The sequence below is a fragment of the Rhodanobacter sp. DHG33 genome, assembly GCF_014843005.1.
GTDB lineage: Bacteria > Pseudomonadota > Gammaproteobacteria > Xanthomonadales > Rhodanobacteraceae > Rhodanobacter_A.
Genome location: NZ_JACYXM010000002.1, coordinates 706,805 through 732,028 on the forward strand (window position 1 = coordinate 706,805; position 25,224 = coordinate 732,028).

27 protein-coding genes are annotated in these 25,224 nt (G+C 62.2%); 13 read left to right on the forward strand and 14 right to left on the reverse strand.

Annotated elements, in window-relative coordinates; all coding sequences use genetic code 11:
- Positions 1–279: 279 nt before the first annotated feature.
- Positions 280–1,032 carry a LytTR family DNA-binding domain-containing protein gene (locus tag IHE46_RS06105; protein ID WP_192163700.1) on the reverse strand — a complete coding sequence of 251 codons (753 nt, stop codon included), beginning with the start codon at positions 1,030–1,032 and terminating at the stop codon, positions 280–282.
- Positions 1,029–2,228: a histidine kinase gene (locus IHE46_RS06110; protein WP_192163701.1), complete on the reverse strand. Its 1,200-nt coding sequence runs from the start codon at positions 2,226–2,228 to the stop codon at positions 1,029–1,031. The genes IHE46_RS06105 and IHE46_RS06110 overlap by 4 nt, the downstream gene beginning before the upstream one ends.
- 153 nt (positions 2,229–2,381) lie before the next feature.
- Here IHE46_RS06110 and IHE46_RS06115 point away from each other — a divergent pair, with 153 nt between their 5' ends.
- The 7 genes from IHE46_RS06115 (at position 2,382) to IHE46_RS06145 (ending at position 8,576) form a co-directional block, all read left to right on the forward strand.
- A complete protein-coding gene (locus IHE46_RS06115) occupies positions 2,382–3,302 on the forward strand; it encodes a sulfurtransferase (RefSeq protein WP_192163702.1) in 921 nt (306 codons plus the stop codon).
- A gap of 2 nt (positions 3,303–3,304) precedes the next feature.
- Entirely contained in the window at positions 3,305–3,814 is a 510-nt protein-coding gene (locus IHE46_RS06120; protein ID WP_192163703.1) for a YeeE/YedE thiosulfate transporter family protein, read from the forward strand.
- The gene (locus IHE46_RS06125; RefSeq protein ID WP_192163704.1) at positions 3,811–4,350 is read left to right on the forward strand and encodes a YeeE/YedE thiosulfate transporter family protein; all 540 of its coding nucleotides are present in this window, start codon (positions 3,811–3,813) and stop codon (positions 4,348–4,350) included. The genes IHE46_RS06120 and IHE46_RS06125 overlap by 4 nt, the downstream gene beginning before the upstream one ends.
- A complete protein-coding gene (locus IHE46_RS06130) occupies positions 4,320–4,931 on the forward strand; it encodes a rhodanese-like domain-containing protein (protein WP_192163705.1) in 612 nt (203 codons plus the stop codon). Before IHE46_RS06125 ends, IHE46_RS06130 begins: the two co-directional genes overlap by 31 nt.
- Positions 4,925–6,301 carry an aminotransferase class V-fold PLP-dependent enzyme gene (locus IHE46_RS06135; protein ID WP_192163706.1) on the forward strand — a complete coding sequence of 459 codons (1,377 nt, stop codon included), beginning with the start codon at positions 4,925–4,927 and terminating at the stop codon, positions 6,299–6,301. Before IHE46_RS06130 ends, IHE46_RS06135 begins: the two co-directional genes overlap by 7 nt.
- A 147-nt stretch (positions 6,302–6,448) precedes the next feature.
- Entirely contained in the window at positions 6,449–7,321 is an 873-nt protein-coding gene (locus IHE46_RS06140; RefSeq protein WP_192163707.1) for a trypsin-like serine protease, read from the forward strand.
- Positions 7,322–7,958: 637 nt separating this feature from the next.
- Positions 7,959–8,576 carry a hypothetical protein gene (locus IHE46_RS06145; RefSeq protein WP_225562816.1) on the forward strand — a complete coding sequence of 206 codons (618 nt, stop codon included), beginning with the start codon at positions 7,959–7,961 and terminating at the stop codon, positions 8,574–8,576.
- Positions 8,577–8,832: 256 nt separating this feature from the next.
- Here IHE46_RS06145 and IHE46_RS06150 read toward each other — a convergent pair whose 3' ends face one another.
- The 9 genes from IHE46_RS06150 to IHE46_RS06190 form a co-directional block, all read right to left on the reverse strand.
- A complete protein-coding gene (locus IHE46_RS06150; protein ID WP_192163708.1) occupies positions 8,833–9,189 on the reverse strand; it encodes a hypothetical protein in 357 nt (118 codons plus the stop codon).
- A gap of 467 nt (positions 9,190–9,656) precedes the next feature.
- Positions 9,657–10,187 carry a lipocalin family protein gene (locus tag IHE46_RS06155; protein WP_225562817.1) on the reverse strand — a complete coding sequence of 177 codons (531 nt, stop codon included), beginning with the start codon at positions 10,185–10,187 and terminating at the stop codon, positions 9,657–9,659.
- A 44-nt stretch (positions 10,188–10,231) separates the two neighbouring features.
- Positions 10,232–11,287, reverse strand: coding sequence for a cyclopropane-fatty-acyl-phospholipid synthase family protein (locus tag IHE46_RS06160; protein ID WP_225562857.1), 1,056 nt, complete (start codon positions 11,285–11,287; stop codon positions 10,232–10,234).
- A 20-nt stretch (positions 11,288–11,307) separates the two neighbouring features.
- Positions 11,308–12,090, reverse strand: a complete 783-nt coding sequence (locus tag IHE46_RS06165) for a DUF1295 domain-containing protein (RefSeq protein WP_192163783.1) — start codon at positions 12,088–12,090, stop codon at positions 11,308–11,310.
- An 11-nt stretch (positions 12,091–12,101) separates the two neighbouring features.
- Positions 12,102–12,635, reverse strand: a complete 534-nt coding sequence (locus IHE46_RS06170; protein WP_192163711.1) for a DUF2878 domain-containing protein — start codon at positions 12,633–12,635, stop codon at positions 12,102–12,104.
- On the reverse strand, positions 12,632–13,906 hold the full coding sequence (locus IHE46_RS06175; protein ID WP_192163712.1) for a cyclopropane-fatty-acyl-phospholipid synthase family protein: 1,275 nt from the start codon (positions 13,904–13,906) through the stop codon (positions 12,632–12,634). The genes IHE46_RS06170 and IHE46_RS06175 overlap by 4 nt, the downstream gene beginning before the upstream one ends.
- Positions 13,907–13,914: 8 nt before the next feature.
- Positions 13,915–14,679 carry a DUF1365 domain-containing protein gene (locus IHE46_RS06180; RefSeq protein WP_192163713.1) on the reverse strand — a complete coding sequence of 255 codons (765 nt, stop codon included), beginning with the start codon at positions 14,677–14,679 and terminating at the stop codon, positions 13,915–13,917.
- Positions 14,676–15,965 carry an FAD-dependent oxidoreductase gene (locus IHE46_RS06185; RefSeq protein ID WP_192163714.1) on the reverse strand — a complete coding sequence of 430 codons (1,290 nt, stop codon included), beginning with the start codon at positions 15,963–15,965 and terminating at the stop codon, positions 14,676–14,678. The genes IHE46_RS06180 and IHE46_RS06185 overlap by 4 nt, the downstream gene beginning before the upstream one ends.
- A gap of 1 nt (position 15,966) precedes the next feature.
- Positions 15,967–16,932 carry a fatty acid desaturase gene (locus IHE46_RS06190; RefSeq protein ID WP_225562819.1) on the reverse strand — a complete coding sequence of 322 codons (966 nt, stop codon included), beginning with the start codon at positions 16,930–16,932 and terminating at the stop codon, positions 15,967–15,969.
- Between the two features lie 143 nt (positions 16,933–17,075).
- Between IHE46_RS06190 and IHE46_RS06195 the strand changes: the two genes are divergently transcribed.
- Together IHE46_RS06195 and IHE46_RS06200 are read left to right on the forward strand one after the other, a co-directional pair.
- On the forward strand, positions 17,076–17,702 hold the full coding sequence (locus IHE46_RS06195; RefSeq protein ID WP_192163715.1) for a sigma-70 family RNA polymerase sigma factor: 627 nt from the start codon (positions 17,076–17,078) through the stop codon (positions 17,700–17,702).
- On the forward strand, positions 17,699–18,373 hold the full coding sequence (locus tag IHE46_RS06200) for a ChrR family anti-sigma-E factor (RefSeq protein WP_192163716.1): 675 nt from the start codon (positions 17,699–17,701) through the stop codon (positions 18,371–18,373). Before IHE46_RS06195 ends, IHE46_RS06200 begins: the two co-directional genes overlap by 4 nt.
- Before the next feature lie 158 nt (positions 18,374–18,531).
- Here the strand turns inward: IHE46_RS06200 and IHE46_RS06205 are convergent, their stop codons facing one another.
- Positions 18,532–19,092, reverse strand: coding sequence for a lipocalin family protein (locus IHE46_RS06205; RefSeq protein WP_192163717.1), 561 nt, complete (start codon positions 19,090–19,092; stop codon positions 18,532–18,534).
- 109 nt (positions 19,093–19,201) lie between these two features.
- Positions 19,202–20,644 carry a deoxyribodipyrimidine photo-lyase gene (locus IHE46_RS06210; RefSeq protein WP_192163718.1) on the reverse strand — a complete coding sequence of 481 codons (1,443 nt, stop codon included), beginning with the start codon at positions 20,642–20,644 and terminating at the stop codon, positions 19,202–19,204.
- Positions 20,645–21,192: 548 nt separating this feature from the next.
- Between IHE46_RS06210 and IHE46_RS06215 the strand changes: the two genes are divergently transcribed.
- The 4 genes from IHE46_RS06215 (at position 21,193) to IHE46_RS06230 (ending at position 23,533) form a co-directional block, all read left to right on the forward strand.
- Positions 21,193–22,116 (forward strand): hypothetical protein, encoded by a 924-nt coding sequence (locus IHE46_RS06215; RefSeq protein WP_192163719.1) that lies wholly within the window; start codon positions 21,193–21,195, stop codon positions 22,114–22,116.
- A 5-nt stretch (positions 22,117–22,121) separates the two neighbouring features.
- Positions 22,122–22,688 carry an ATP/GTP-binding protein gene (locus IHE46_RS06220; protein ID WP_192163720.1) on the forward strand — a complete coding sequence of 189 codons (567 nt, stop codon included), beginning with the start codon at positions 22,122–22,124 and terminating at the stop codon, positions 22,686–22,688.
- A 47-nt stretch (positions 22,689–22,735) separates the two neighbouring features.
- Positions 22,736–23,095, forward strand: a complete 360-nt coding sequence (locus IHE46_RS06225) for a roadblock/LC7 domain-containing protein (RefSeq protein WP_192163721.1) — start codon at positions 22,736–22,738, stop codon at positions 23,093–23,095.
- Between the two features lie 78 nt (positions 23,096–23,173).
- The gene (locus tag IHE46_RS06230) at positions 23,174–23,533 is read left to right on the forward strand and encodes a hypothetical protein (RefSeq protein ID WP_192163722.1); all 360 of its coding nucleotides are present in this window, start codon (positions 23,174–23,176) and stop codon (positions 23,531–23,533) included.
- A 279-nt stretch (positions 23,534–23,812) separates the two neighbouring features.
- On the opposite strand, the gene IHE46_RS06235 is transcribed toward IHE46_RS06230, so the two are convergent.
- Positions 23,813–24,985: a hypothetical protein gene (locus IHE46_RS06235; protein WP_192163723.1), complete on the reverse strand. Its 1,173-nt coding sequence runs from the start codon at positions 24,983–24,985 to the stop codon at positions 23,813–23,815.
- Positions 24,986–25,224 lie beyond the last annotated feature (239 nt).

Consider the following 25,224-nt stretch of genomic DNA (forward strand, 5'->3'; position numbering starts at 1 on the left):
GTGTCCCGCATTACGTCGCGGGGTACCGGGCTCGATGCTGATGTAATCGCATCCTTGAATCGGTTTAAAGACCTAGCGGCATGGTGATTCGAGCCATCAATATGGCTACTGGTTATAAGCGTGGTCTATGTGGTGGCGGAAGCGCTTTCGACCGTAAGTGTGTTGTCCGGAACGACTCAAGATCCGTGGGCCCGCTTCTTGTTTAGCCGCAATGTTTGCAGGCCAATCCATTGAGGTGCCAAGCTTCTCAATGGCCGATCTCTACCCCGTACGCCCTCGTCACATGGCACGAAAGCGGTGGCGGAATGCATCGCTCACGCGAAGCGGATCGGCAATGCCATGCAGCCAGACCAGTAAGCGGCCGTCCCCATCCGGCTTGACCTGTCGAATCGACGACACGCGGACGATGGCGTTGCGGTGAACCCTCCAGAAGACTTCAGGATCGAGCTTGGGCATCAGATCCTTCAGCGGCGTGCGGATATATGCGCAATCGGTGGCTGTGGCGACGCGGGTGTACTTTTCCTCGGACTGGAAAAGAATGACCTCGCCGATGTGGATCATCCGGAGGGTGTCGCCGATGCTGGCGGTAATCCAGCTGATCGTCTCCACGGGCTTCAAACGACCGGTCAGGCTGTCGATCAATGCCGTCAGATCAACTTGCGTGGCGGGCTGACGACTGCGCAGACGCGCCACCGTTTCGGTGAGGCGATCGGTGCGGATCGGTTTCAGCAGATAGTCGACGGCGCCGGCATCGAACGCCTTTATCGCGAATTCGTCGTGCGCAGTGATGAAGACGACCTGGGCGGGACTCCCGGCTTGCCGCGCCACCTCGAGGCCACCGAGTCCCGGCATGCGGATGTCGAGAAAGACGACATCCGGTTTCTCCGACGTCCAAGCTTCGAGCGCGCTGATGCCATTGTCGCATTCCGCGACGACGGCCAGCTCCGGCCACAATCGTGCCAGCATGCCGCGCAGTTCCGTCCGCTGCGGTTCTTCGTCTTCGGCGATAAGGGCCGTGATGGGTGCGGTCATGGGAATGCGAGCGGAACGCGAACGCTCGCGCTCACCCCGCCTCCGACACGTGAGGCGATCTCGAAGCGCGCACGTGTTCCGAAACGATCGTGGAGTTGGGCGCGAACATTCGCGAGGCCCAGGCCGGGCGTGGTGCCGGGTTGCAAGCCTCGGCCGTCGTCCTCGACGCGCACGCTCAGAAAGCCATCCGCGGCAGCTGCGATGATCTCGATCGTGCCGGGGCCGGGTTTCGGCTCGATGCCGTGGGTCATCGCGTTCTCCACCAGTGTCAGCAGGATCAAGGGAGGGAAGGGCATGGCCCGGATCTCGTCGCTCGCGTCGACGCGAACCTCGACGCGGCCGGCCGTGCGAACCTTCATGATCTCGAGATAGCCCAGGCAGAGATCGATCTGGCGACCGAGCGTGGCCTCTTCGATGCCCGTCGTGCGGATACGCGGCAAGGCGATACGCAGGTACGCCGCAAGCGCATCGACCGTTGTCGCCGCGCGTCCGGGTTCGCTGGCAATCAGCGACCGTACCGACGCCAGCGTGTTGAAGAGGAAATGGGGTTCGACCTGCGCCTGCAGCAGGGCCAGCCGCATGTCGGCGGCGTTCCGCTCCGCACGCAGGTTTTCGATCTGCCGAGCGGCTGCGAACTGGGCGATGCGTCGCCGCTCGCCGAGATAGTAGACCGTCGCGTAACCACCGCCGGCGAGTATCAGCGCAAACACGGATGCATTGACGGTAGAGCCGAGAAAATTTGAAACAGCCGTGCCGAACCAGCTGGTTCGCATGTGGTTCCCGGCATAGGCCTGCATGAGATGGGCGTGATAGGCGCCTACCCAGTTAAGGGCGACGGCCCCGAGCCATAGCCCAAGCAGGATCGCCAGGACCACCAGCACGCGCTCCGCCATGGTCGGAAAACGTCGATGCCGAATCAACGTGGCAAGGAGGGGGCCGGTCGACACCGTGATCAGCGATGCGACGCAAGCCCGCAGTGCCAGGCCGGGCCAGTCACCCCATGCACCCGTGCCCGACGCATGCCAGATGGCATACGTGCAACCGCCGAGGATCGCCAGCGGCCACAGCACGATTCCCCGGCGCAGCAGCCAGGGCCAGGTGAAGGTGCGGAAGCTCTGGTAGAGCGTCCAGCCCCCCTGGGCCGGCAACGCGCTTTGCGGCAGTCGGGCATGCAGGTCGTCGTCGGGAAAATCCATGCCTGACACGTTAGCAAAGCAAGCACCGGCGCGCACACGAACCATCCGCGCCAGAGCCGTTTCATCGCACAGCCGACCGGTTCCATCGCATGCCCATCCCGCTGCGCCCGGGCGTGCCCTATATCTGCGGCACATACGACACCGGGAGAAACCATGCAGATCAAGATTCTGGCGAAGGCTGCCATAGCGTTCGCGATCCTCGGCGGATCGGCGGCTGTGCCGTACTGCCTGCACGCACAAACCGCTGTACAGGACGCCACCCAAACCGAGCCATGGGTATCCACGGCATGGCTGGCCAGTCACCTGCACGACCCCAACCTCGTGCTGCTACAGGTAGGCGAAGCGTCGCAGGGCAACGCCGCGCACATCCCAGGCGCACGCTTCGTCCATCTCGAAGACGTCGCCGCCACGTCGAGCAAGCTTTCGCTGGAATTGCCGACGGCGCAGGAATTGCGCCAGCGGCTGCAGGGACTGGGCATCTCCGATGGCTCCCGCGTCGTGGTGTACTTCGGAAACGATCAGGTCTCCGCGGCGACGCGGGTATGGTTCACGCTGCAATCGGCGGGGCTGGGTGCGCACGCCGACCTGCTCGACGGCGGCATGCCAAAGTGGCACCGCGAGGGCAGGCCCCTGACTGACCAGGCCACCGCAGTCACGCCGGGAACATTGGCTCCCTTCAAGCTTCAGCCAACCGTGGTCGATGTCGCGTTCGTGCAAGCACACGCCCGGCAGCCAGGCTACGTGTTGATCGACGCGCGTGCCGCGATGTACTACGACGGCCTCGAAAAGAGCGGTGCGGATGGCCACCTCCGCAACGGCCACATTCCCGGTGCGCACAACCTGCCGTACACCGACATCACCAACGACGATCTCACCCTGAAGAAGCCCGTCGAACTGCTGGCCTTGTTCCGCAAGGCTGGCGTGAAGCCGGGCGACCAGGTGATTGCCTATTGCCACATCGGCCAGCAGGGAACGGCGGTGCTGTTCGCCGCACGTGCCGTGGGCATCGATGCCGTGCTGTACGACGGTTCATTCGAAGACTGGACGATGCGCAACCTGCCGGTCGAGCGATGACCATGCGCCCATGCCGACCTTATGCCGAACCTCATGTGGCGGGCGTGTGCCTGGGCCTGGTGCTGCTTGCCTGCTTTGCGCTGACCGGGCAAGGGCTGGGAGCGTCCGGTGCATTCGCGAGCGTGGCCAGCGGTACGGTCGGCGCCGTCTCGCCGGAAACGGCTGCGCATAGCGCCTACTTCAGCAGCTATCTTCAGGACGGATCGCCGTGGACCGCCTGGATAGTCGTCGAAATCATCGGCGTGCTGGTCGGCGCCGCCGCATCGGCGGCGCTGGCAGGACGAACGCGACTGACGTTCGTCCGCGCCATCCGTCCTTCCGCTGGCAAGCTGCTCGCCTGCATCGCAGGAGGCACGTTGATGGGCATCGGTGCGGCCCTGGCGCGAGGCTGCACCAGCGGCCTCGCATTGAGTGGTGGCGCGGTGCTGAGTGTAGGTGCCTGGATCTTCATGGCGGCATTGTTCCTCGGCGGCTTCATCGCCGCGCCGCTCGTGCGCAGGCTCTGGCCATGAACAATCTGCTGATCGCGGGAGGCATCGGTGTGGCATTTGGCTGTGCACTCGAATGCGCCGGCTTGGGTGATCCGCCGAAGCTCGCCCGCCAGTTCTATCTGCGGGATTTCACCGTGCTCAAGGTCATGCTCAGCGCGATGCTGACCGCGATGCTCGGTGCCTTCTGGGGTGGCCGGCTGGGCATGTTTGATTCCGCTGCGTTCTACGTGCCCGACACCTATCTTCTTCCGCAGCTCCTCGGCGGCATGGTCTTTGGGCTCGGCTTCGTGCTTAGCGGCCTGTGTCCGGGTACATCTTGCGTGGCGCTGGCTAGTGGCCGCATCGAAGGCGCGGCGACGATGCTGGGGCTGTTTGCGGGCGTGCTGCTCGTCGGCTTGGCCTTTCCCGCGATCGAGGCTTTCTACCGCTCGACGCCGTACGGCTCATTGACACTCGAACGCCTCACTGGACTGCCTTACGGAGCCATGGTGGCGCTGGTCACGGTGGTCGCCGTTTCCGTGTTGGCATGGATCGCAAAGTGCGAGGCTGGACGATGAAATTTGTGCGACAGCTGGGTATCAGTGCGCTCGTACTGGGCTTGGGGGCACCTTTCGCAGGCAGTCTCTTCCGCACGCAGCCGCGAGGACTGGATCTGGATTCGATCGCTAGGGCGATCGACGAAGGCACCGACCACGTCAGTGCACGCCAGCTTGCGGAGTGGATACGCGATCGCCGGCCCGGGCTCCGCGTCATCGATGTGCGTTCGCCCGCCGAATTCCGCGACGACGCGATCCCTACCGCGGAAAACGTGCCGATCGATCAGTTGACGAAGTCGCATTTTGCACCCGGTCAGACCATCGTCCTTTACTCGCAGGAAGGGGCGCATGCCGGGCAGGCCTGGGTCATGCTGCGCTCGCTCGGCGTGACCCAGGCGGTGTTCGTGCCGGGAGGCCTTGCCGACTGGCACGAAGAGGTTCTGTATCCGCTGCTGCCGGCAAACGTCTCACCCGCAGAACGTGCACAGATCGACGCATTGAGCCATTACTTCGGCGGCGCGCCCCGGATCGGGGCAGAGCAGGGCAGCGACGTCGCGAGTGCAGCGATGAGCGGGCAACGCCCGCGGAGGCGCGGATGCTGACGTCTGCCATGGAATCCATCGATGCGGCCACTGCCTTCGACTTCGCCGCGCTTCGCGCCAGCGAATTCGCACGCCTGGATACTGCCGGTATCGCCTATCTCGATTACGCCGCGAGCGCGCTGTACGGTGTCTCGCAAGCACGCGCGCATGGCGAGCGGCTAGCGCACGGGATTTTCGGCAACCCCCATTCCGAGCATCTGGCATCCCGCAACAGCGCTGCCGCACAGGCGGCCGCCCGCGCCGCGACGCTGGCCTTCTTCGATGCCGATCCGGACATCTATGAGGTCTGCTTTACCGCCAACGCGACGGCAGCCATCAAGCTCGTCGCCGAGAGCTATCCATTCTCGTCACGCCGCGGGCTCATTCTCTCGGCTGACAACCATAATTCCGTCAACGGCATGCGGGAGTTTGCCGGGCGCGCACAGGCGCCCATCAGCACATTGCCGCTGGATGCGCAGCTCCGACTCGATCACGCGCCCGCGCACCTGCGCGCCTGCGTAAATCGACAGGGCGGAGGCCTTCTCGCATTCCCGCAACAATCCAATTTCTCCGGTGTGCAGCATGACCTGTCACTCGTCGAAGAAGCCCAAGCGCTCGGGTGCGATGTCCTGGTCGATGCGGCGGCGGCCGGTCCATCCGGCACGCTCAACCTCAGGGAACATTCCGCAGACTTCGTCGCGTGTTCGTTCTACAAGCTTTTCGGCCTGCCGACAGGCGTCGGTGCATTGATAGCGAAAAGGTCGGCCCTGGACCGCCTTCGTAGGCCATGGTTTTCGGGCGGCACGGTGGAGTTCGTGTCCGTCGCGCACGGGCGGCATTCACTCAAGCCGGGCCACGAAGGGTTCGAGGATGGAACACCCAACTTCCTCGACCTCGCCGCCGTCGAATCCGGATTCGCCTTTCTCGCCCGCATACCGCGCCTTTGTCTGCGCGCTCACATTCAGTCGCTCGTGCAACATTTCCTAGCGCTGGCAGCGACGCTTCGGCACCGTAATGGCGCGCCACTGGTGCGGCTGTATGGCCCTCGTGATGTGAAACATCGCGGCGGCATCGTCGCCTTCAACGTATTGCGGGAAGACGGCGGCGTGCTTCCTTACGAGCATGTCGAGCGGATGGCGCGCGAGCATGGCGTTGCCATTCGGGGTGGCTGCTTCTGCAATCCCGGGGCGGCCGAAAAAGCTTTCGGATTCGACGCCGCAGGCGTGGAACATTGCTTCGACAAACTCGAAGGCGACTTCAGTATCGAGGCGCTTCGGCACTGTACAGGAGGTGCTGCCACCGTGGGTGCGTTACGTCTATCCGTTGGCGCGCCCACGGCCTACGAGGACATCGAGCGTGCCGCGGCACTGATCGCTGCTTGCCGCGAGTAGATCCAGCGTGGCCGCACGCCTGTTACGGATCAAGACACTAAGCAAAGCATGCATACGACCGCGGTCACCCACGGTGCCTCCAGAGGCTATCCATTGACTGCTGATCGTTGCGCTAAACGCACCATCCACTCCAACCAAAGGAACCACGTGAAGATCATCCTGCGCCTCACTCTTCCACTCTTACTGCTCAGCACCAGTGCTCACGCCATCGTGACGCGCCACGACCAGCCCGATGCGCGCTACCGTGTCAGCCCGCAAGCCATCCCCGCGCTGGCCAATCTGCCCGACGAAGGTCACGGCACGCTGATTGCCCCACGCTGGGTACTCACTGCGGCCCATGCAGTAAACATGATGCAGATGATGCCTGAAGAGCATTTCGTGACCATCAACGGAAAGCGGCGTGCAGTGAGCCGCATCGTGGTCTACCCGGATTACCCCTCTGCGCGAGTCGCTTGGCAGCAGATGTTCAAGCAAGTCAAGACAACCAAGCCCGACACCTTCGCTCGCCAGTACGAGGCCGCGATGGCTGCCATGCACGACATTGCCCTGGTGGAGCTCGCCGAACCCGTAACCGATGTTGCGCCGATGCCAATCGATCGCGGCAACGCCAAACCCGGCATGCTGAGCACCGTCTACGGCGCAGGCGCCACCGGCACCGATCTCACCGGTGCGCCGGATAGCGAAAGCCATCGCACTCAATTGCGGCACGCGCAGAATCTGCTGACCCAGACCGATGGCCCTTGGCTGCGCTACGTGTTCGACTGCAGCGCCAGCGCCCCGGCCCTCAGCGGCGCTATAGCGGGTGGTGATAGCGGCGGCCCAGTCACCATCGATGTGGCCGGGCACACCTACCTGGCCGGCATCACTCATGGCCTGGATGGGATAACCAGCGAAGTGGAGCATGTCGTGCGGCAAATGCAGGACGGTTCGTTCCGCATGGGCGTGTGCGGGCAACGCTTTGCAGCAGCACGAGTGGGCTTTTATGCGGCGTGGATTGATCAAACTATTGCCGGATACTGAATTCTTGGCGATGTGGAAGACATTACGGGCACAGCTTCACGAGGCGCATGTGAAGACGTAACGGGGCGGCGTCATTTCACGCGTTCCACAGTGCGACCAAGCGTCGTTCTTCACGAACGACATCTGCGCAACGGCATCGACTTTAGTTTGTGACGCAGTAGTTCCAGGTCCTGCAATTTGGTCTGGGCGCTCTCGATTGCGATTTCAGGCGGTCAACGCAACTCATTCCGAAGACGATTAGGGCAAGTTATCGGGATGCGAGGTGTTGTCGGGCTTGGGCTCTGCTCCAACATGTCGATCAACTGTGTCTGCTGCTCGGCTTGCGCAGCCAAGCCGCCGGCACGCTCCTCGAGCAGGCGTAGGGCACACATCGGGGCGAAACAGCGCGCCGGGCAACAGGCCGCGCTCGGTGCGGCACGGCCGGAGGACAGTTCGGCTGTGTCCAGGGCAACGGTATTCATCGTTCGGTCCTCAGGTCGCGGGCCCCGAGCGGTTGCATTCAGACAAACGGCACGCTCGTACAGTCTCGAAGTGGTCATGTGACTTTGCATCAGCGTGGCTATCCATATCGGCCACTGGGTAACTTAGATTCCACGCACCTCATCCCATCCACGCAACGACGCGTAAGGATTGCCACATGCATCGCAATGCCAAAGCCGGTGCCGGTGTTCGTGCGTTCGCCTTGGCCATACTGTGCGGCGCGGTGAGCTCAACGCCTGCGAAGGATGCGACAGCGAACCAGTTGCCGCCGGGCTATTCGCTTGCAGGCACCGGCGGCAGGCATGACTTCGATTTCCTCGCTGGCGCCTGGACCACGCATCAGCATCGACTTAAGACGCGTGGCGAAGGCAGTACCGAATGGGGCGACGCGCCATCCAATGTCCATTGCGCAACCCAGTACCTGGATGGTCTGACGACGGTGGAAGAAAGCTACTCGCCGACGAAATCGGTCACTGGGCTTTTTCTTTACCTTTTTGACCTGCAGAAGCGCCAGTGGTCCCTGTACTGGATTGATCCTAAAAGCGGCAATCTGGGATCGCCGCTGGTTGGCGGTTTTGCCGGAGATCGTGGCGCGTTCTACGGGGAGGACGTGGATGACGGACGCCCGGTAAAGGTGCGCTACGCCTGGACCAAGGTCGACAACGACCATGCGCGCTGGGAGCAGGCGTTCTCTTTTGACGGTCGTACTTGGGAGACAAACTGGACTTCCGAATTCACGCGCGCGAATCCGGCCGAGGTCTGCACGAGGAAATAGCTTGTCTGATGGCATCGCCTGACACCACCGCCGTCAGCAAGCAGTGCAGCGTGACACGGTGTTTGCCGCAGAAGGGTGCACTTTCACAAGTGCACGATTTGGCGAATCAATGATGGCAAATCGATTCCGTTGTCCGAGCCCGAGGGCGCTCAAAACTCTGCCGTACTCCGAGCAGCCTCTGCAAAAGATGCTTCAATCCGGTCAGTTGGCGAACAACAGTGCTGTCTTCCGAGCAGTTGGCGGTCGATCTGTAGGATTAATGCTTTTGATGTTGTATCGCGTGTGCCCAAGTACGGCCGATGTACAAAACCCGTTGCCGGCAAACATCGACTTTCACTATTTCAAGAATTCTGCCATCGACAAACCGGACAAGCAGGTTGTATTGGCGCCGTTGATCGGTCTTGAAACTTACGGTGGCTTGTCCCGCGTACCCGCCCTGTAGGACTCCGCCGAGGTCGAGGGGAGTCCATGCTGTCTGGTTCAAAGCGGAGGAATCGATCGCTGCGACGGAATCCTGCCCATCATTGATGATGTTCACATAGCACGTTTGAGATGCCGAAGCGGAACCGCACAATGCCATGGTTGCTAGAAGCATGAGAAAACGCTTGTGCATGATTTTCTCCTTTTCGTGACGCAGCCGCGCGTTGCCGGTCGCGCACGGGACGCGGCCGAGAGATGAAGGAAATAGGTGTCGCGTACGGCGCTGGATCAGCGCCGCGAGATGAACAGGTACGCCAGGTTGCTCGCTACGGTCGCGCCGATCAGCATCGTGGCGACGCCCATTGTGAGTTCACTCCAGCCCATGGTCGCGTTGACTCCCAGCCTGACTGCCAACACTAGCAATACCGCGCCCTAATGCAGGGGAGCCGAGCGCCGCAGCTATTCTTCAGAATCGACAATCATCCGCGTCGGATATTTGCCAACATAGATACGCCGTTCGCCGACTCGGTTGCAAAATCTTTGCACCTGGATCGCACCCAGCCGTGTCCAACGAAGACCATCATGCATTTGTCGCCCGGCACCGCGATCTGTGGCGCCTTCGCCGCTCTCGAAGCAGGCACTATGGGCGATTAGGGCAAGTTATCGAGAGTACGGCGTGCCATCTGGCATAGGCATTCGCGATTGAGAGATCTTGCGGAGTCTAGATGTGTCGTAGCCCATCGCTGCGACCTGCGTTCGCAGCGATACCCACTCCGCTGCCGTCAGGGTGGGCGTGCGTGCGAACACCCAGGTGTAATCACGCGCATCGCGGGCAACGATCATCTCGCTGTAATCCGGCTTGAGCCACGCGACGATGTACTGCGCCTTGATTGGCCAGAAAACCTGCACACCCCACACGGCGCCGCCGCTGCCGGGGTGCACGTAGGCGGTGGAATGGATCTGCTTCAGCGGCCCGTCGGCGGCGCCCTTGTTGAAACGGAGCGTGGTGAGGATGTTGCCGTCGGGCTGCAGCGTATAGGTTTCCACCGCGTTCCAGGCATCGCGCTCGAACACTGTGGGGATGGCGGCGATCATGTACCACGTACCCATGAAGCGCGGCAGGTCTACGTGCGGCACCGGCCGGATCGGCGGCAACGTGCCCGCGGCGGCGACACCGGAAAACAAGGCCATGCTGAGTGCAAACCTGCGGACGGTCTGCATGGTACCGCCAGGCCTCATGGCCGCACAAAGCGGTAATGCGCGACCAGCCACTCCTGGCCATCGGCGTAGCCGAACAGCTCGGCGCAGGCCATCCAGAACATGCGCCAGCGCTGAAACCATAACGCGGCATGCCCTCCATGGACATGATGCAGCATGGCCATCACCGCATCGCGCTGTGTGTCTTGTCGCTTCAGCCACTGATTGGCCGTCTTCTGATAATGCGTGCCGTCTTCTAGCCAGCATTGTTCGATGGACAGCGATTCCTGGAAATGCAGCAGAGTTTCCACCGCCGGCATCAGGCCCCCCGTGAAGAAATGCCGCCCCATCCAGTTGTCCGCGCCCTCCGTCTCGAACGGATACAACAGCGTGCAGTGCGCGAATATGTGCACGAACAGTTTTCCGCCCGGTCGTAGCCAGTCTGCAATGCGCTGCATCAGCAGCTGGTAATTGCGCATGTGTTCGAACATCTCGATCGACACGCAGCGGTCGAACTGTGCCGCGTCCAGCATCAACGTGTTCACGTCTCTGGTGAGTACCTGCACGTTTGAGAGGCCAAGTTCATGGCATCTGTCCTCGATATGCCGCCGCTGGCTGTGCGAATTGGATACGGCGGTGATGTGCGCGTTCGGGTAGTGCTGCGCCATCCAAAGTGTGAGCGAACCCCAGCCACAGCCCAACTCCAGGATGCGTTGGCCGTCGGCCAGCTCCGCACGCTCCCCATAGAGCGCCAACATTGCATTTTCGGCCTCAGCCAGCGTTTCGTCGCCGCGTGGGTAGTAGCAACACGAATATTTAAGACGTGGGCCGAGACAGTGTTCGAAAAATGCCGTTGGCAACTCGTAGTGCTGCGCATTGGCCGCTGCTGTCTCAATGGCCAAAGGGCTGCTTTTAAGCATGTCAATTCGTAGTGCCTGGCGTCTGGTTTGCGCGTGCTTTCCGCCTGCGCGCTCTTCACGCAGACGGGCTGCGCACATTCGGCGAATGCCGAAGCGAACAAGCGCGTCGGGAATAAGTCCGCGTTCGGCAAGGCCAAGAAACCCAGGGGCGGCGCTATCGGGAGAGAGTTCCATTCCCCGCTCTGAAGCGTTATTCATCGGTCGATCCTTAGGTCGAGGGAACGTTTCGGGAACCACGGAAAGAGCATCGGCGTGCTGCGCTGGTAGGCGCGGTAATCCTCACCACGCGTGCGCAATGCCTGTGCCTCGGTGAACGGAATGCCGCTGATGAAGCGCAGGAAGAGAAACATCAGCACCGGTCCGCTCCATGCCAGCCAAGCCAGCGGCGAGCCGACGGCAAAGGCGACATAGGCGAACCAGTGCAGCCATTCGAAGAAGTAATTCGGATGGCGCGAATAACGCCACAATCCGTTGCGGCAAGTCCGGCCGCGATGTTGAGGCCGGGCACGAAAGCGTGCGAGTTGCGCATCGGCGATAGCCTCGCCGAATACGCCAGCCATCCAGATTGCCGTGCCAACAATAAGCCACGTAAGAGAGACGGCTATGTTTGTCGCCACAGCCACGAAGGGCAGGGCGAACAATGGGATCAGCATTGCCTGGAATTGGAAGAATGCAAACAGCCTGCGTTGGTCACCATTCCAACGTTCGCGCAGCGCACGATAGCGGCCGTCTTCGGGCTCGCTGCCCACGCGCCGCCACAGGTGCAATGCCAGCCGCAAGCCCCACAGCCCGCCCAGTAATCCGAGCGACAGACGCGGTGCCGGCGCACCAGGGCCGAGCAAGGCCAAGAATATCGCAGCTCCGCACAAGCCCGAGGCCCACAGCACGTCGACGATGCCCGTATTGGCATGACGGCGCTGCCAGCGCCAGCCCAGCGCCATCATCAGTACAGCCAGCAACCACACCAGCAACAGGATCGCCCACGCGTTCATGGCGTGCTCCGTACGGCGTCGGTTTGCAGCCAACGCCGAGCCAAGCCGGTAAGCAAGGGCAATGCGATAGCCCAGCCTGCGGCGAGTGCCAACAGGCTCGGCCACATTGGCGCGGGCAGCAGCACCGCGTGCCAGCCGCGCGCGGCGCCCAGGTAAGCCAGCGGGCCGCCGAACGCTCCGAACACGGCGGCCAATGCGGGGCGCGCATGCAGATAGCCGAACAGCGGCACGATGGTCAAAGCGAAGGCCAGCCACAGCGACATCAACCACGCCGGCGCCGTGGCCCACGGCCACGGTGTGGCGTAGTTCACCAGCCCGCTGCGTACCCACAGGTTTTCCAGGATGAACCCGAGCAACAGCGCGACTACGGCCAGCCTCGCTTCGACGCGCGGATGCTTCGAGGCCATCAACCGCCACGCAGCGAAGGCGAGCGCACCGAGCACGCCAGGCCACCATTGTCCGTGACCCGCGCCGATCACGGCAGCGAACCACACTGCTTCGTAGGCAATCAGGGTGAGCCAGAAGCTCATGCCACGCTGCACTCCACGGCAGTGCCGTCGCGTCGCCAACGCGGGCGAGCCATCAGCAAGTGCGACACGCCGATCGAACGTTCACGGAAGCCGCCTTCGCAATACGCGAGATAGAACTCCCACATCCGGATGAAGCGCTCGTCGAAGCCTTGCGCATGCACCTCGGGCAGTCTCGCCATGAAGCGCTCCCGCCATGCATGCAGCGTACGCGCATACGAGTCGCCGAAATCCTCCTGCGCGATCAGGCCGAGGTCGCTGCTGCGTGCCTTGGCCGCCAGCATCGCACTGACCGAGGGGATGAAGCTGCCGGGAAACACGTGGCGTTTGATGAAGTCCACCGACTTCAGTGCCTTCGCGTAGCGATGATCCTCGATGGTGATCGCCTGCAACAGGGCCAGGCCATCAGGTTTGAGCAGGCGGCTGAGCTGGTGGAAATAAGTGTCGAGGTACTCGGCGCCGATGGCCTCGATCATCTCGATCGATACGAGCTTGTCGAATTGGCCGTCAAGGTCGCGATAATCCTGCAATAGCACGTGGACGCGATCGGCCACGCCCGCCGCCGCCACACGCTCGCGCGCCAGCGCGTGCTGTTCCTGTGAGATCGTGGTAGTGGTGACGTGGCAGCCGTAGTGCCTGGCTGCGTGCAGCGCGAAACCGCCCCAACCGGTGCCTATCTCTACCACGCGGTCGCCTGGCTTGAGGTCAAGCTTGCGGCAAATCAGGTCCAGCTTGCGGGCGGAGGCGGCCTCCAGTGTGTCGTCCGCACCTGTCCAGTACGCGGAGGAATACATCAGGTCGCTCGACAGGAACAATTTGAAGAAGTCGTTGCCCAGGTCGTAATGCGCGGAGATGTTGCGTCGGCTTCCTCGACGCGTATTGCGCCGGAGGGCATGCACCGTGCGCATGGCCATGCCGCCGAGACGCGCCAGTCCAGTTTCCATGCCGTCGAGTAGGTCACGGTTGCGCAGCAGCAGGCGGATCAGGCCGACCAGATCGCTGCAGCGCCAATGGCCTTCCATGTAGGCCTCACCCGCGCCCACGCTGCCACTGGCCGCGACGGCACGATAGAAGGCGGGGTCGAGCACGTCGATGTGTACTGCCAGGTCTGTGGGTTCGCTGGCCGGCATGCCGATGACTACGGTGCCCAGCGCATCGCGCAGGGTCAGCCGGCCATGGCCGAAACCGGCTAGTTGCTTCAGCAGGCGCTCACGCAGAAAACGGTCGAGACCGCTGATGGCGATATCGGTGTGGCGCTGGACGATGGCATTCATGGCACGCCTCAGGAGAGTTGCGGGTGGTTGTGGATGGGGTTGCGTTTCAACCACAGGCGCAGCGCATTCCAATAGATCGCGCCTACCACCTGCGTCGTCATCAGCGGATAGCGCCATAGCACACGGGCCAACGAAGCGCCGGTGAGCGGCAGACGCTGCATACGCAGGTGGGCGTCGAACTGGCGCTCGCCGGCGCGCAGCACGTTCATGTGCACCTGCAGTTCGTCGCCGGGCACACTGAAGCGCCAGTCGTATTCGCGGTCCATCGGCAGGAAGGGCGAGACATGGAAGGTCTTGGGGAAACCCCAGCGAAGCAGGCGCCCTTGGCTTTGCGCGGTGTCGCACGGCAGCACGTAGGCATGGCGTTCTCGCCATGGCGTATTGGTGATTTCGGCGACGATGTACTCCAGTGTTTCGCCGTCCTTGCCGTAGCAGTAGTAGAAGCTCACCGGGTTGAAGACGACACCGCCGTAGCGCAGGTGTGTGAGCAGGCGGATGGGGCCGCCCGGGCAATGGCCGACAGCTTGTTCTATGCGTTGCCGAACCGCATCGGCCAGTGGCATGCCGGCCGGCCCGAGGTAGTCGCTGCGGCGGAATTCGGCGAGGTTGCGGCGTCCGTTCGACCAGAGCCAGCGTTTCGCGAACACGCGATCCATCTCGTCCAGATCCAGGTAAAGCTGCGCCATGCGATAGGAAAAGACGTGCGGGTGCGGTGCCATCCGGCGATGCCACACCGTGCCTTCGTATACCGCGCTGCGCAGGGTATCGTTCATGCGATCGATCCGGCCCGGCGCGGCAACGCCGCGGCCTTGGCGACGTGCCAGCGGACATCGAACGCCGCCGCCACTTCCACCGCACTGCGCATGCCGTCCTCGTGGAAGCCCCAGCCCCAATAGGCGCCGGCGAACCAGGTGCGGTTGACGCCCTGAATTTCCGCCTTGCGCCGCTGCGCCGCCACCGATGCATGCGTGTACACCGGATGGTGGTAGCACATGCGCCGCAATACCTTGGCCGGGTCGATCGCTTCGCTGCGGTTGAGCGTGACGACGAAGGGAGCCGGTGCATCGAGTGATTGCAGAAGGTTCATGCAATAGCTCACCGTGCATGGCGCTTCCGGTTCGCGCGAGATGAAGGCATTCCAGGCGGCCCAGGCCTTGCGTCGTCGCGGCAAGAGCGAGGCATCGGTGTGCAGCACCACGTCGTTGGCCTGGTAGGGGATCGCACCGAGGATCGCGCGTTCGCGATCGCTTGCATCGGCCAACAGTGCCAGCGCCTGGTCGCTATGGCATGCCAGCACCGCTTGATCGAACCGTTCGGAGCCGGCGTGCGTGGCTACTTCCACACCGAGCATGTCACGGCGTATTGCGCGCACCGGATTGCCCAGGCGTTCGTGCACATTCCAGCGGCTGCGCATGGCCCGTACGTAACTGGCCGACCCGCCGCGCACCGCACGCCATTCCGGGCGGCCGACAACCTGCAACATCTGGTGGTTCGCCATGAACTGCACCAGATAGCGCGCCGGGAACGAGAGGATTTGCTTGGGTGGAGACGACCACAGCGCCGAGGCCATTGGCACCAGATGCTCGTCACGGAACGCCGCGCCGTAGTGATTTTCGGCAAGCCAGTCGCTCAATGTGGGTCCATGGGGAGAGCCATAGAGCAGAGCAGGGGCTTCGCGATAGAACCGGAACAGGTCGCGCACCATGCCGATGAAGCGTGGCGACAGCAGGTTGCGCCGTTGGCAGAACAGCGCATCCAGCGAGGTGGCGTTGTATTCCAGGCCGCTGGCTTCGTTGTGCACCGCGAAGCTCATCGTGGTGGGTTGCGAGGCCACCCCAAGCTCCTCGAACAACCGGGTCAGCAACGGGTAGTGCACCGGATTGTGCACAATGAAGCCGGTGTCCACGGAGTAGTGGCGGCCATCGAGCTCGATGGCGTGCGTGTGGGTATGGCCGCCCAGGTAGTCGTTCGCCTCGAATAGCGTCACCTCGTATCGGCGCGAGAGCAGCCACGCCGAGGCCAGGCCCGCGATGCCCGAACCGATCACGGCGACGCGCATCTCAGTGCCCAGCCTTGTCGAGCACCCAGGCGGGTACCGGTTTGAGATCGTGCACCAGCCCGAGCAGGGCCATCAGCTTAAGTCCGTACCAGGTGATGTCGATCTCCCACCAGCGGAAGCCCTGCCGCGCGCTGCCGGGGAAATAATGGTGGTTGTTGTGCCAGCCCTCGCCGAAGGTGAGCAAAGCCAGCCACGGGTTGTTGCGGCTGTCGTCGTGCGTGGCGAAGCGGCGCGAGCCGAAGCGGTGCGCCAGCGAGTTGATCGTCACCGTACCGTGGAACAGCGCCACGGTGGAGACGAAGAAGCCCCATACCAACAGTTGTCCGCCGCTGGTGTGCAGTTGGGGTGCCGCGTGGTGCAGCAGAGCACCCAGCGCATACAGCGCCACTGCCAGCAGTATCGGTATGGCGATGTCGTAGCGGTCAAGCCAACGCAATTCCGGATAGGCAGCGAGATCCGGTACGCGCTCCAGTTCGGTGCGGAACGCACGCGGCGTGAGGAACCAACCTATATGGCTCCACAGGAAGCCATGCACGCCAGGCGAGTGCGGATCGAGTGCGGTGTCGGCGTTGCGATGGTGGTTGCGGTGGTGCGCGGCCCACCACAGTGGGCCGCGCTGCACGCAGGCGGCGCCGATCACAGCGAACACGAACTGCACCGCGCGCGAGGTGCGGAAAGTCTTGTGCGAGAAATAGCGGTGATAGAAGCCCGTCAGGGCGAACATGCGCAGCGCGTACAGTGCGGCCGCCACGACTAGCGCCGTCGGCGACACGCCGACCCAGATCACACCGAGGCATGCGAGGTGGAGGGCCGCGAACGGTGCCGCGCGGAGCCAGTCGATGCGGTCGGCACGCGATTCGTCCCATGCCACCGAGGTTTCCGCCGTGTCGAACCACTGGCGCAGGCTGCGACGATGTCGGGCTGGGGTTGCAACCATGCTTGCGGCAGTGATCGAGCGGTGGGGCATGACGGCGATCCGGTGGCTTGTCATCGGTTGATACGAGCCGGGCCAGCAAATAGATGCAGGCTTTCGTCGATTTCTCGTTGCATCCGATTTGCGCCGGGTTGCGTATATGTCGACGAGAGCATCCGTCGCCGCCTTGCCCTAAGATGAAACCCAACTCCCATTCAGCAAGCCTGTCGCCATTCGAGGTGGCGAGAGCCATGTCGAGCAGTGATCCCCAAGTGCGGGGCGCGGACTATTGGTCAGCGCAGATGGCAGCGGTAGCGCTGCGGCGCGACCGCGACTGCTTCATGCGCATCTATGACCACTTCGCTCCGCGCGTTCGGTTATACCTGAAGGGGCTGGGCTCCCCCGAGGCGGTAGCCGAGGAACTGGCGCAGGAAGCCCTGCTGCGGCTATGGCAACGCGCGGGACTCTACGACGCGACCTGCAGCAATCTTTCCACGTGGCTGTTCCGCATCGCGCGCAACTTGCATATCGACCGCGTGCGCCGCGAACCGCGTTGGGTACCCATGGACGACGAGCCGGGATGGTTGGACAAGGACGATGGCAGTGGTTTTTCCTCGGCCGAAAGCCACGCCGACCAGGTCGACCTCCAACACCGCATCGAACGTCTCCCAGCTGTCCAAGCCCGCTTGATCCGCATGTCCTACTTCGAAGCCAAATCGCATCAGGAAATCGCCGACGAGCTCGGCATGCCGCTAGGCACGGTGAAATCCAGCCTGCGCCGCGCGTTCCAGCGCCTGCAGCTCGGCGTGAGGGGGCAGGCATGAGCCCGCGCCATCATCTCGACGAGGCCACGGTGCTCAGTTTCGCTGCCGGCGCGCTGTCGCCGGAAATGGCTGCCGTGGCAGCCACTCACATGGAAATCTGTGAACTTTGTCGTGACCACCTATCCGATGCCGAACGCGTCGGGGGCGCTTTACTGGGCCAGCAGCAGCCCGTTGCGGCGGACACCGCGCGCGGCGCGCGCCTGCGGGAAGCGATGCTGGATCTGCTCGACGAGGAGATCGAAGCATGCCCCGTCGAAGCATACGGGCCATCGACCGATGCGCTTACTGCGGACTGCCTGCCGCGGCCGCTGCATCCGTATTTCGGCCGTTCCTGGCGCGCGTTGCGCTGGCGCTGGATGGCGCCTGGCGTGCACATGATCCGGGCAGCGCGCGGCAGCGGCGATACCTTGATCCTGCTCAAGATCGCCCCGGGCAAGAGTATGCCGATGCACAGCCACCAGGGCACCGAACTTACCCAGATCCTCCAAGGTGCCTACAACGATGCATTGGGCCACTACGCGCCGGGTGACGTAGCCGACCTTGGCAATGAAATCGAACACCAGCCGATCACCGCGCCCGGTGTACCTTGCGTATGCGTGGCTGCGCTCGACGCACCGTTGCGTTTTCCCGGCTGGCTGGCGCGCAAGCTGCAACCGCTGGTGGGTTTGTGACCTCGCCTAGCACGCGAAACACCGATGGCCGTGCCCACAGCCCTCAGTACCATGGATTGCCGGACATGCGTGCGATGGCGGTCAGCATCAGCAAGGCGTAGAGCGCGGACAGTGCTAGCGTCCAGGGCAGCCTGTCGGATGTAGGGCGACGAGATATCTCACGGGCAGGTTCCGGCGAACACTCGGTTTTCTATGGTTTGCTCGGGCCAGCGCTGTGCTGCCTGCCGGATCTTTGCGATGTCGTAACCCATGCTCTTCGCTCGACCCAGCATGGCATGGTAATCGGCATCGGACACTCGTGGTGTGCGTGCCATGTACCAGAGATAGTCACGTGCGTCGCGCACCACCAGCACCTGGTCGTAGTCCGGTTTCAACCAGCCAATCAGGTACTGAGTGCTCAGGAACGCGAAGAAGCGAACGCGCCATTCGCCGTTGCCACTGCCTTTGACCACGCTAGCGGTCGAGTGGAGCAGCTTCACCGGTGCGTCGAAGTTGTCGGGCCGCTGGCGGAACCAGGTGCAGATCGTGCCGTCCGCATTGCGACTGTAAGTCTCGACCGGGTTATGGCCGCCTCGCTCGAAGCGGGTAGGAATGGAAGCAATCACGTACCAGCGACCCATGTAGCGAGACAGATCCACGCCCTGCACCGGCGGGATGGGATCGGCCGTCTTTGCGCAGGCGACCAGCGACAACATGCCCAGCACGGCCAGGGTGATCATGATTCGCATGCATTTCACGACGGGCACCCGGCAATGGCACGGCAGGATCAGCCGCTTTTCGGACATACGAAAAAGGCGCGTGATTGGATGCTGAGCCACAGATGTACGGTCAGCGGGGTGACAGCGCCTGCCATTGACGCAACGCCGCCTCCCGCGTGGCGCCAATATCCACCATCGGCAAGGGATAACCGCAGGCGGAAAGGGCTCCCGGATCACGCCACGGCTCATGCAGCAGCTTGGCGGGCAGTTGGGCAAGCTCGGGCAGCCAGCGTTTCAGGTAGCTGGCCTCGGGATCGAACTTCGCCGCCTGGGTATAGGGATTGAATACGCGGAAATAGGGCGCGGCATCGGCGCCGCAGCCGGCGACCCATTGCCAGCCCAGCGTGTTGTTGGCGAGGTCCGCATCCACCAGCGTGTCCCAGAACCAGCGCGCGCCGTGGTGCCAATGCATGCGCAGGTTCTTGGTGAGGAAGCTCGCCGCGATCATGCGCACGCGGTTGTGCATCCAGCCGGTATGCCAAAGCTCGCGCATGCCGGCATCCACAAGGGGAATGCCGGTGCGTCCTTGTTGCCAACGGCGCAGGAATGCAGGGTTATCGTCCGCCCAATGGAAAGCGTCGAAGCGCGAATTGAAATTTTCCGTCGGCGTCTTCGGGAAGTGGTAGAGCAGATGATGGGCGAACTCGCGCCAGCCCAACTCGCGCAGGTACGGCTCAAGATCGGGGCGACGGCGTGCATCCATGCGTCCGGCGCAGGCCTGCAAGGCATACAGAATCTGGCGCGGGGTGATTTCACCGAAATGCAGGTGGGGTGAAAGGCGCGACGTGCCGTGACGTGCCGGAAGGTCGCGGCCGCCCGCATAGTCGGCTAGGGCATCGTCAGCGAATACGTCCAGCAATTCCAGCGCGCCGGCTTCGCCGGGTTGCCAGTGCTCGGCCAGTCCGGCGGACCATGGAATGCGCGGTAGTAGCTCCAGCGTATCTAGGGGAAGGCTACCGGGCAATTGCATCCAATCGCGGGCATGTGCCTCTGGCAACGGCGCCTCGGTCGGTAGTTGCGTACGCAGCTTGCGCCAGAACGGCGTGAACACGCGGTAAGGCTGCCCCTCCATGGTGGCCAGCTGCCAGGGCTCGCACCACAGATTGCCGGGCACGCTATGGACCGTGATGCCTTCTCCGCGTAGCGCCAGCTTGAGCGCGGTGTCGTGCGCGATGGCAGTGGGCTCGTACCGACGGCTCCAGTACACCGTGCGCGCTCCGCTTGTCGCGATCAGCGCACGCAGCATGGGCAGGCAGTCGCCCTGAGCGATATGCAGTACGGCCTGTTGCGCCGCGAGGCGTCGTTGCAGGGCTTCGAGCGAGTGGTGCAGCCACCAGCGGCTGGCGCCACCTGGCGACCATGGTGCTTCCTCGTGCGACGAGTGCAGATATAAGGGAAGAACGCATTCGTGCTCGGCGCATGCCGCGGCGAGTGCTGGATGATCGGTCAGGCGCAGGTCGCGGCGGAACAATACAAGCGCGGTGTCATGGTTGGTGGGGAATGATTTGGTCAACGCTGTCGCCGCCTTTCACCAAGCGTGAACTTTACCTTGAAGCTTGGTGTGATTAGGTCAAGTTATCGAGAGTAGGGCGGATGCGCCAAAAATGGATCCGTAAGCTGGAAATGGATGATCTACGGCTGCAAGAAGTGTCAGTTTGGAAATAGCTCGACACGCGTTTCGCGCGGTACATCCAAAATACGCCGACGCGACGACTCAGTATCAAAACGTGATAGCCAGCACACTCGGCCGCTCTCATCCGTTCACCGTCATTCTTCTGCTCTCCCGCATGCCGAAAACGCGCATACCGGCCTCTAGATGCGGTGATACGTTACGCCGCACATGAGACGAGCCGAGTGGACTCGGCCCGTCGGTCATGGGTTGGACTGACAGGGGGAAATATGGGCACTCGCTGCTTGAAGGCGGGGCGTTCGGTCACGCTTACCACGCGACGACATGTGCGTGACATAGCGACTCGTGATTCTCGGCCAATCTGTGTCTTCCATTCTCGATAGGCGGCCTCGCCCATGCCATCGAGGGATCGGAAGCTGGCTACTGTCGGATTGCTGCTGCGGGACGACCTGTTGCTCCATTCGCTTGTCCAGGTCATCCGGACCAAGACCGAGGACGAGTGGGCATTCCACAACGGGTTCGAGGCGGACGTCATCCTGTGTAACCCGGACTCGAGCCTGTCAGGTGTTGCCCTGCGGCGCGCCGGACGGTCGGTCTGCGTTTCCGTGGTACACGACGGCCAGGAACCGTTGCCTGGTACGAAAGCCCTTCGTGCGCCGATCAAGAGTGTCGAACTCATCGCTCTGCTCAACGCAGCGCCCTATCTGGTCGGGCGAGACCGCGGAAGTCCCTTGGATTCCGTGGAGACACACGATGGAAAGGATATCGTCGATTCGTTGCTTGAATTGATGCGGGCGAAATCGCCAGACCTCCACGCCATCGAATCCGATGCCGGAACGCTGTTCGTCACACCCGCTTCGCGTAGCCTGAGCGCTGCGGCTCCGCTTGCCGAGGCGGATATCCTGCCGTGGCTAGGAGTGGGCCGGGTGCGCATACGCCGCATAGATAGGCAGTCTGTGCCGCACGCTGAAAGCCATAGCCTCGACAAACTGCTGTGGATGGTTGGATTAACGCGGACCGAAGGCCAGTTGCTTCCTGGCGTACCCGAAGGAACGAAACTCAAGCTCAAGCGCTGGCCAGATTTTGGCAAGCTCGCGCACGAGACATTTCATTTCCGCATGGCGGCTCTGCTTGCCCGTGGCGGGCATACGGTAGAACAACTTGCCGCGGCGTCGAGCCGCCCGGTCGTCGAGGCGCGCGCCTTCGTCAATGCATGCGCGATGTGTGACCTGTTGCGTGTCGACATGCCGGTCGCGGCCGGCGTACCGGCACCGCTGGCCGAAGCGCCACGCGACCGCCGCCATTATTCGTCGATCCTCAAGACGATCCGTTCCGCCTTGGGGTTGCGAGCCTGACCGCCATGCAGCCACGCGAATACAAGCTCCTCTTTACCGGCAGCATGGGCGTAGGCAAGACCACGGCCATAGCCGCGGTCAGCGAGATCGCCCCCTGCAGCACCGACGTGGCGAACAACGACCGCGAAGGGCATGCCAAGGCAACGACCACGGCGGCGCTCGACTACGGCGAAGTATTTCTCGAAAACGGCGACCGGCTGCGTCTATATGGCACGCCGGGCCAGACACGTTTCGACTTCATGTGGAAGATCCTGGGGCAGGGAGCCCTTGGCGTGATCATCCTCGTGGACAACAGCCGGCCCGACCCGCTCGCGGACCTACGCGACTACGCGCGTGCGTTTGGCGACCTGCTCGCTGCCTCGCGCGCCGTCGTAGGCATTGGGCGCACCGAAAGCCATTCCACGCCCGGCATCGACGATTACCACGCGGCGATGGACGAGCTTGGCTACGCGGCACCGATCCTGTCCGTCGACGTGCGCAGGCGCAATGACGTGCTGATGCTGCTCGACATTCTGTTCCATCAGATCGAAGCAGCTGAGACGACGCAGGCCGTCAACATGGAATTGTCATGAACGCTCAAGTCCCGGTCACGAGCCGCACCGAAGCGGCGATCTGTCACATGCACATCGACGCGCTGACTTCCATGCAGCCGGAAATCACTGGCGTGCTGATCTCTACGATCGATGGCTTCGAGATTGCCTCGAAGCTGCTGTCCGATCTGTCGGCAGCGAAACTTGCGGCGATGACCAGTTCGTTGCTGGCGTTGTCCGGAGCAATGTGCACGGAAACTGGTAGCGGTGCATGCCGCGACCTGGTTATCGATGCCGACACGGGGCGCGTACTGTTGATGGAGCTGTCCTGCCGGAAGCAGGACCTGGTGCTTGCCGTGTTGTGCACGGACAAGGTCACGCTGGGCCAGGTGCTTTGGGCCGTGCGCGATTGCCGCGAGGCCTTGTCACGTCGCCTCAATGTGTTGTGAAACCGCGGGAATGGCGATGCATCCGCTTTTCCGTGCTGTCTTGTCGATGCCAATCCAGGAAAACAGTGGGGATACGAAATGGCCAATTTGAATGATTCGATGAACGAACTGATGACGGTCGATGGCGCCCTCGCCACCTCTCTCGTCGACGGCAACAGCGGCATGATGCTGGCGCAGGCGGGCGGCGGTCTCGATCTCGAGGTTGCTGCGGCGGGCAACACGGAAGTGGTGCGCGCAAAGATGAAGACCATGAAAGCGCTCAACCTCAAGGACGAGATCGAGGACATCCTCATCACGCTCGGAAAGCATTACCACATCATTCGCCCGGTCGGGAGCAAGCCCGGCCTGTTCTTTTACGTGGTGCTCGACCGCGCCCGCTCCAATCTGGCGCTTGCCCGCCGTAAGGTGCTGGACGTGGAAGGTGCACTCACATTGTAAGCGCACAGTTTCCAATCGATGGCCGTGCTTTCGGTGCTGTGTCATAGCACCAAAGTAAAGCAGCTCGATTGATCGACAAGGCCTCCGGTGATTCCGGAGGCCTTGTCGTTATGGGGAGAGAAGAGGTCTAGAAACTAAATTCCTAAGTTCCACGGTGATGTAACTCGCTCTTTTTATTGGTGCCGTGCAGTCTCATGTTGTGAATTTAGTCGACACACGTAATAACAAAATTCGCTATTTTTAGTGGGTGGTAACTAAAAGTCACTATATTTCTTGGGCCTACTCCTCACCGCTCAGATCACGCCGTTTGGCTACCGCCCTTCGTAAGGAACGTGAATAAGCCTGACGCACGCGCCAACCGCAGAGGTTGATGGCAATTGCGTCGGAGTAGCCGGCCTGGACCATGTCGTGAAAGGCGCCGATAAGCGGTGATCTGCCAGTTAGGCGGAGATTGCCGAGGCCTGCCAGCTTGGCCGCTTTTCGAAGAACGTCGGTAACGTACCGATCTGTTAAATGCGGCCATGCCTCGCGCTCGCCGACTTCCTGGTCTGTCGAGATGTGTTCTGGCTCGCAGTCTGCGCGGTGTGGTAGCACGCGGTGGAAGATGAAAGGTGAGGGGCCGGCTTCAGCTCGCCAACGACCTAGGGCATCAAACGTCTCTTGTCGTATCGGCATGGAATGATGGCGGCCACGTCCGTCTTTCAGCCAATGTTTCACCTTTGGCAGCTTCGACCCTTTGGGTCTCGAGATATGCTCCCAACGAAGGGCCACTAGTGAATGCGGTCTGGCGAATAGATCGTAGGCAAGGTGAACCATTGCGACATCGCGAAGTTTGCGCCGTTGCTCGCTGCCATCTGATGGCGCCGGGCACCTGCGGCTGGGAGACTTCATTGACAGAGCAGTGGCCAGCACTTTGGTGGCATTGAAACTGAGTCCCGAAGACGTGGAGGACGTGAAGGGCGAGGGAGGTGGGAGGTGATGCACCTTGTCGCGATAGATTTCCCCCTCTTCGGTCGCGAATGGCGAGGCAAACCGATGACGGTGCGAAACTTCCGAAAGCATCCACATGTGATGCTCAACTGTTGCCTTTGAGCGCCCCGCATCGATCAACATGTCCAGAAATGCTGCCGCATCCTGCGGTTCGCAGGGGAGCACCTGGGCATCCTTTAACAGGCAAAAAGCAATCCAGTTGAGCCAATCGGATGCTAAGCCGCGTCGACTGTTGATCGGACGCGCGGCAATAGCTGCTCGCATGGACTCGACCACCTTATCGGACACCCGCATCTGCCTTTTATTAAGAGCAAAGCGCAGGCGACGTCCTTCAGGAAGATCCAGCCAAAGTAGTGGCGGGTGTTCAACGCTATGTGCCAGGTCAGCCACCAAGGCGACATTGGGTTCGATGCAGCTGTGCAGCTTGTCGACAAGATAGGAGCGCTCAGCCTTAAAAGGCAACGGCGCTCCACGCGATGTGGTCGAATGCTTTTGCCGGGTCGCCATGTTCCTAGTTATCGAACAGGTTGCGCATGCTTGCAACCGATCACGTGAATTTCACCGCCAACGTTGCGCTAGTCGATAGACTGGGGTTTTCGTGCACTTGTGATCCAGCCGTCTCCGAGCTGGCAGCTCCGCGTCCCTAGCCATCGCGGAGCTCACGCGTTCTCATGCATGCGTGTTTTTGATCGTGAACTCAG

Coding starts and splice junctions, on each gene's coding strand:
- IHE46_RS06105 (WP_192163700.1), bottom strand. CDS start 1,032: ATGACCGCACCCATCACGGCCCTTATCGCCGAAGACGAAGAACCGCAG.
- IHE46_RS06110 (WP_192163701.1), bottom strand. CDS start 2,228: ATGGATTTTCCCGACGACGACCTGCATGCCCGACTGCCGCAAAGCGCG.
- IHE46_RS06115 (WP_192163702.1), top strand. CDS start 2,382: ATGCAGATCAAGATTCTGGCGAAGGCTGCCATAGCGTTCGCGATCCTC.
- IHE46_RS06120 (WP_192163703.1), top strand. CDS start 3,305: ATGCGCCCATGCCGACCTTATGCCGAACCTCATGTGGCGGGCGTGTGC.
- IHE46_RS06125 (WP_192163704.1), top strand. CDS start 3,811: ATGAACAATCTGCTGATCGCGGGAGGCATCGGTGTGGCATTTGGCTGT.
- IHE46_RS06130 (WP_192163705.1), top strand. CDS start 4,320: ATGGATCGCAAAGTGCGAGGCTGGACGATGAAATTTGTGCGACAGCTG.
- IHE46_RS06135 (WP_192163706.1), top strand. CDS start 4,925: ATGCTGACGTCTGCCATGGAATCCATCGATGCGGCCACTGCCTTCGAC.
- IHE46_RS06145 (WP_225562816.1), top strand. CDS start 7,959: ATGCATCGCAATGCCAAAGCCGGTGCCGGTGTTCGTGCGTTCGCCTTG.
- IHE46_RS06150 (WP_192163708.1), bottom strand. CDS start 9,189: ATGCACAAGCGTTTTCTCATGCTTCTAGCAACCATGGCATTGTGCGGT.
- IHE46_RS06155 (WP_225562817.1), bottom strand. CDS start 10,187: ATGGCCTTGTTTTCCGGTGTCGCCGCCGCGGGCACGTTGCCGCCGATC.
- IHE46_RS06160 (WP_225562857.1), bottom strand. CDS start 11,287: ATGGAACTCTCTCCCGATAGCGCCGCCCCTGGGTTTCTTGGCCTTGCC.
- IHE46_RS06170 (WP_192163711.1), bottom strand. CDS start 12,635: ATGAGCTTCTGGCTCACCCTGATTGCCTACGAAGCAGTGTGGTTCGCT.
- IHE46_RS06175 (WP_192163712.1), bottom strand. CDS start 13,906: ATGAATGCCATCGTCCAGCGCCACACCGATATCGCCATCAGCGGTCTC.
- IHE46_RS06180 (WP_192163713.1), bottom strand. CDS start 14,679: ATGAACGATACCCTGCGCAGCGCGGTATACGAAGGCACGGTGTGGCAT.
- IHE46_RS06185 (WP_192163714.1), bottom strand. CDS start 15,965: ATGCGCGTCGCCGTGATCGGTTCGGGCATCGCGGGCCTGGCCTCGGCG.
- IHE46_RS06190 (WP_225562819.1), bottom strand. CDS start 16,932: ATGCCCCACCGCTCGATCACTGCCGCAAGCATGGTTGCAACCCCAGCC.
- IHE46_RS06195 (WP_192163715.1), top strand. CDS start 17,076: ATGAAACCCAACTCCCATTCAGCAAGCCTGTCGCCATTCGAGGTGGCG.
- IHE46_RS06200 (WP_192163716.1), top strand. CDS start 17,699: ATGAGCCCGCGCCATCATCTCGACGAGGCCACGGTGCTCAGTTTCGCT.
- IHE46_RS06205 (WP_192163717.1), bottom strand. CDS start 19,092: ATGATCACCCTGGCCGTGCTGGGCATGTTGTCGCTGGTCGCCTGCGCA.
- IHE46_RS06220 (WP_192163720.1), top strand. CDS start 22,122: ATGCAGCCACGCGAATACAAGCTCCTCTTTACCGGCAGCATGGGCGTA.
- IHE46_RS06225 (WP_192163721.1), top strand. CDS start 22,736: ATGCACATCGACGCGCTGACTTCCATGCAGCCGGAAATCACTGGCGTG.
- IHE46_RS06230 (WP_192163722.1), top strand. CDS start 23,174: ATGGCCAATTTGAATGATTCGATGAACGAACTGATGACGGTCGATGGC.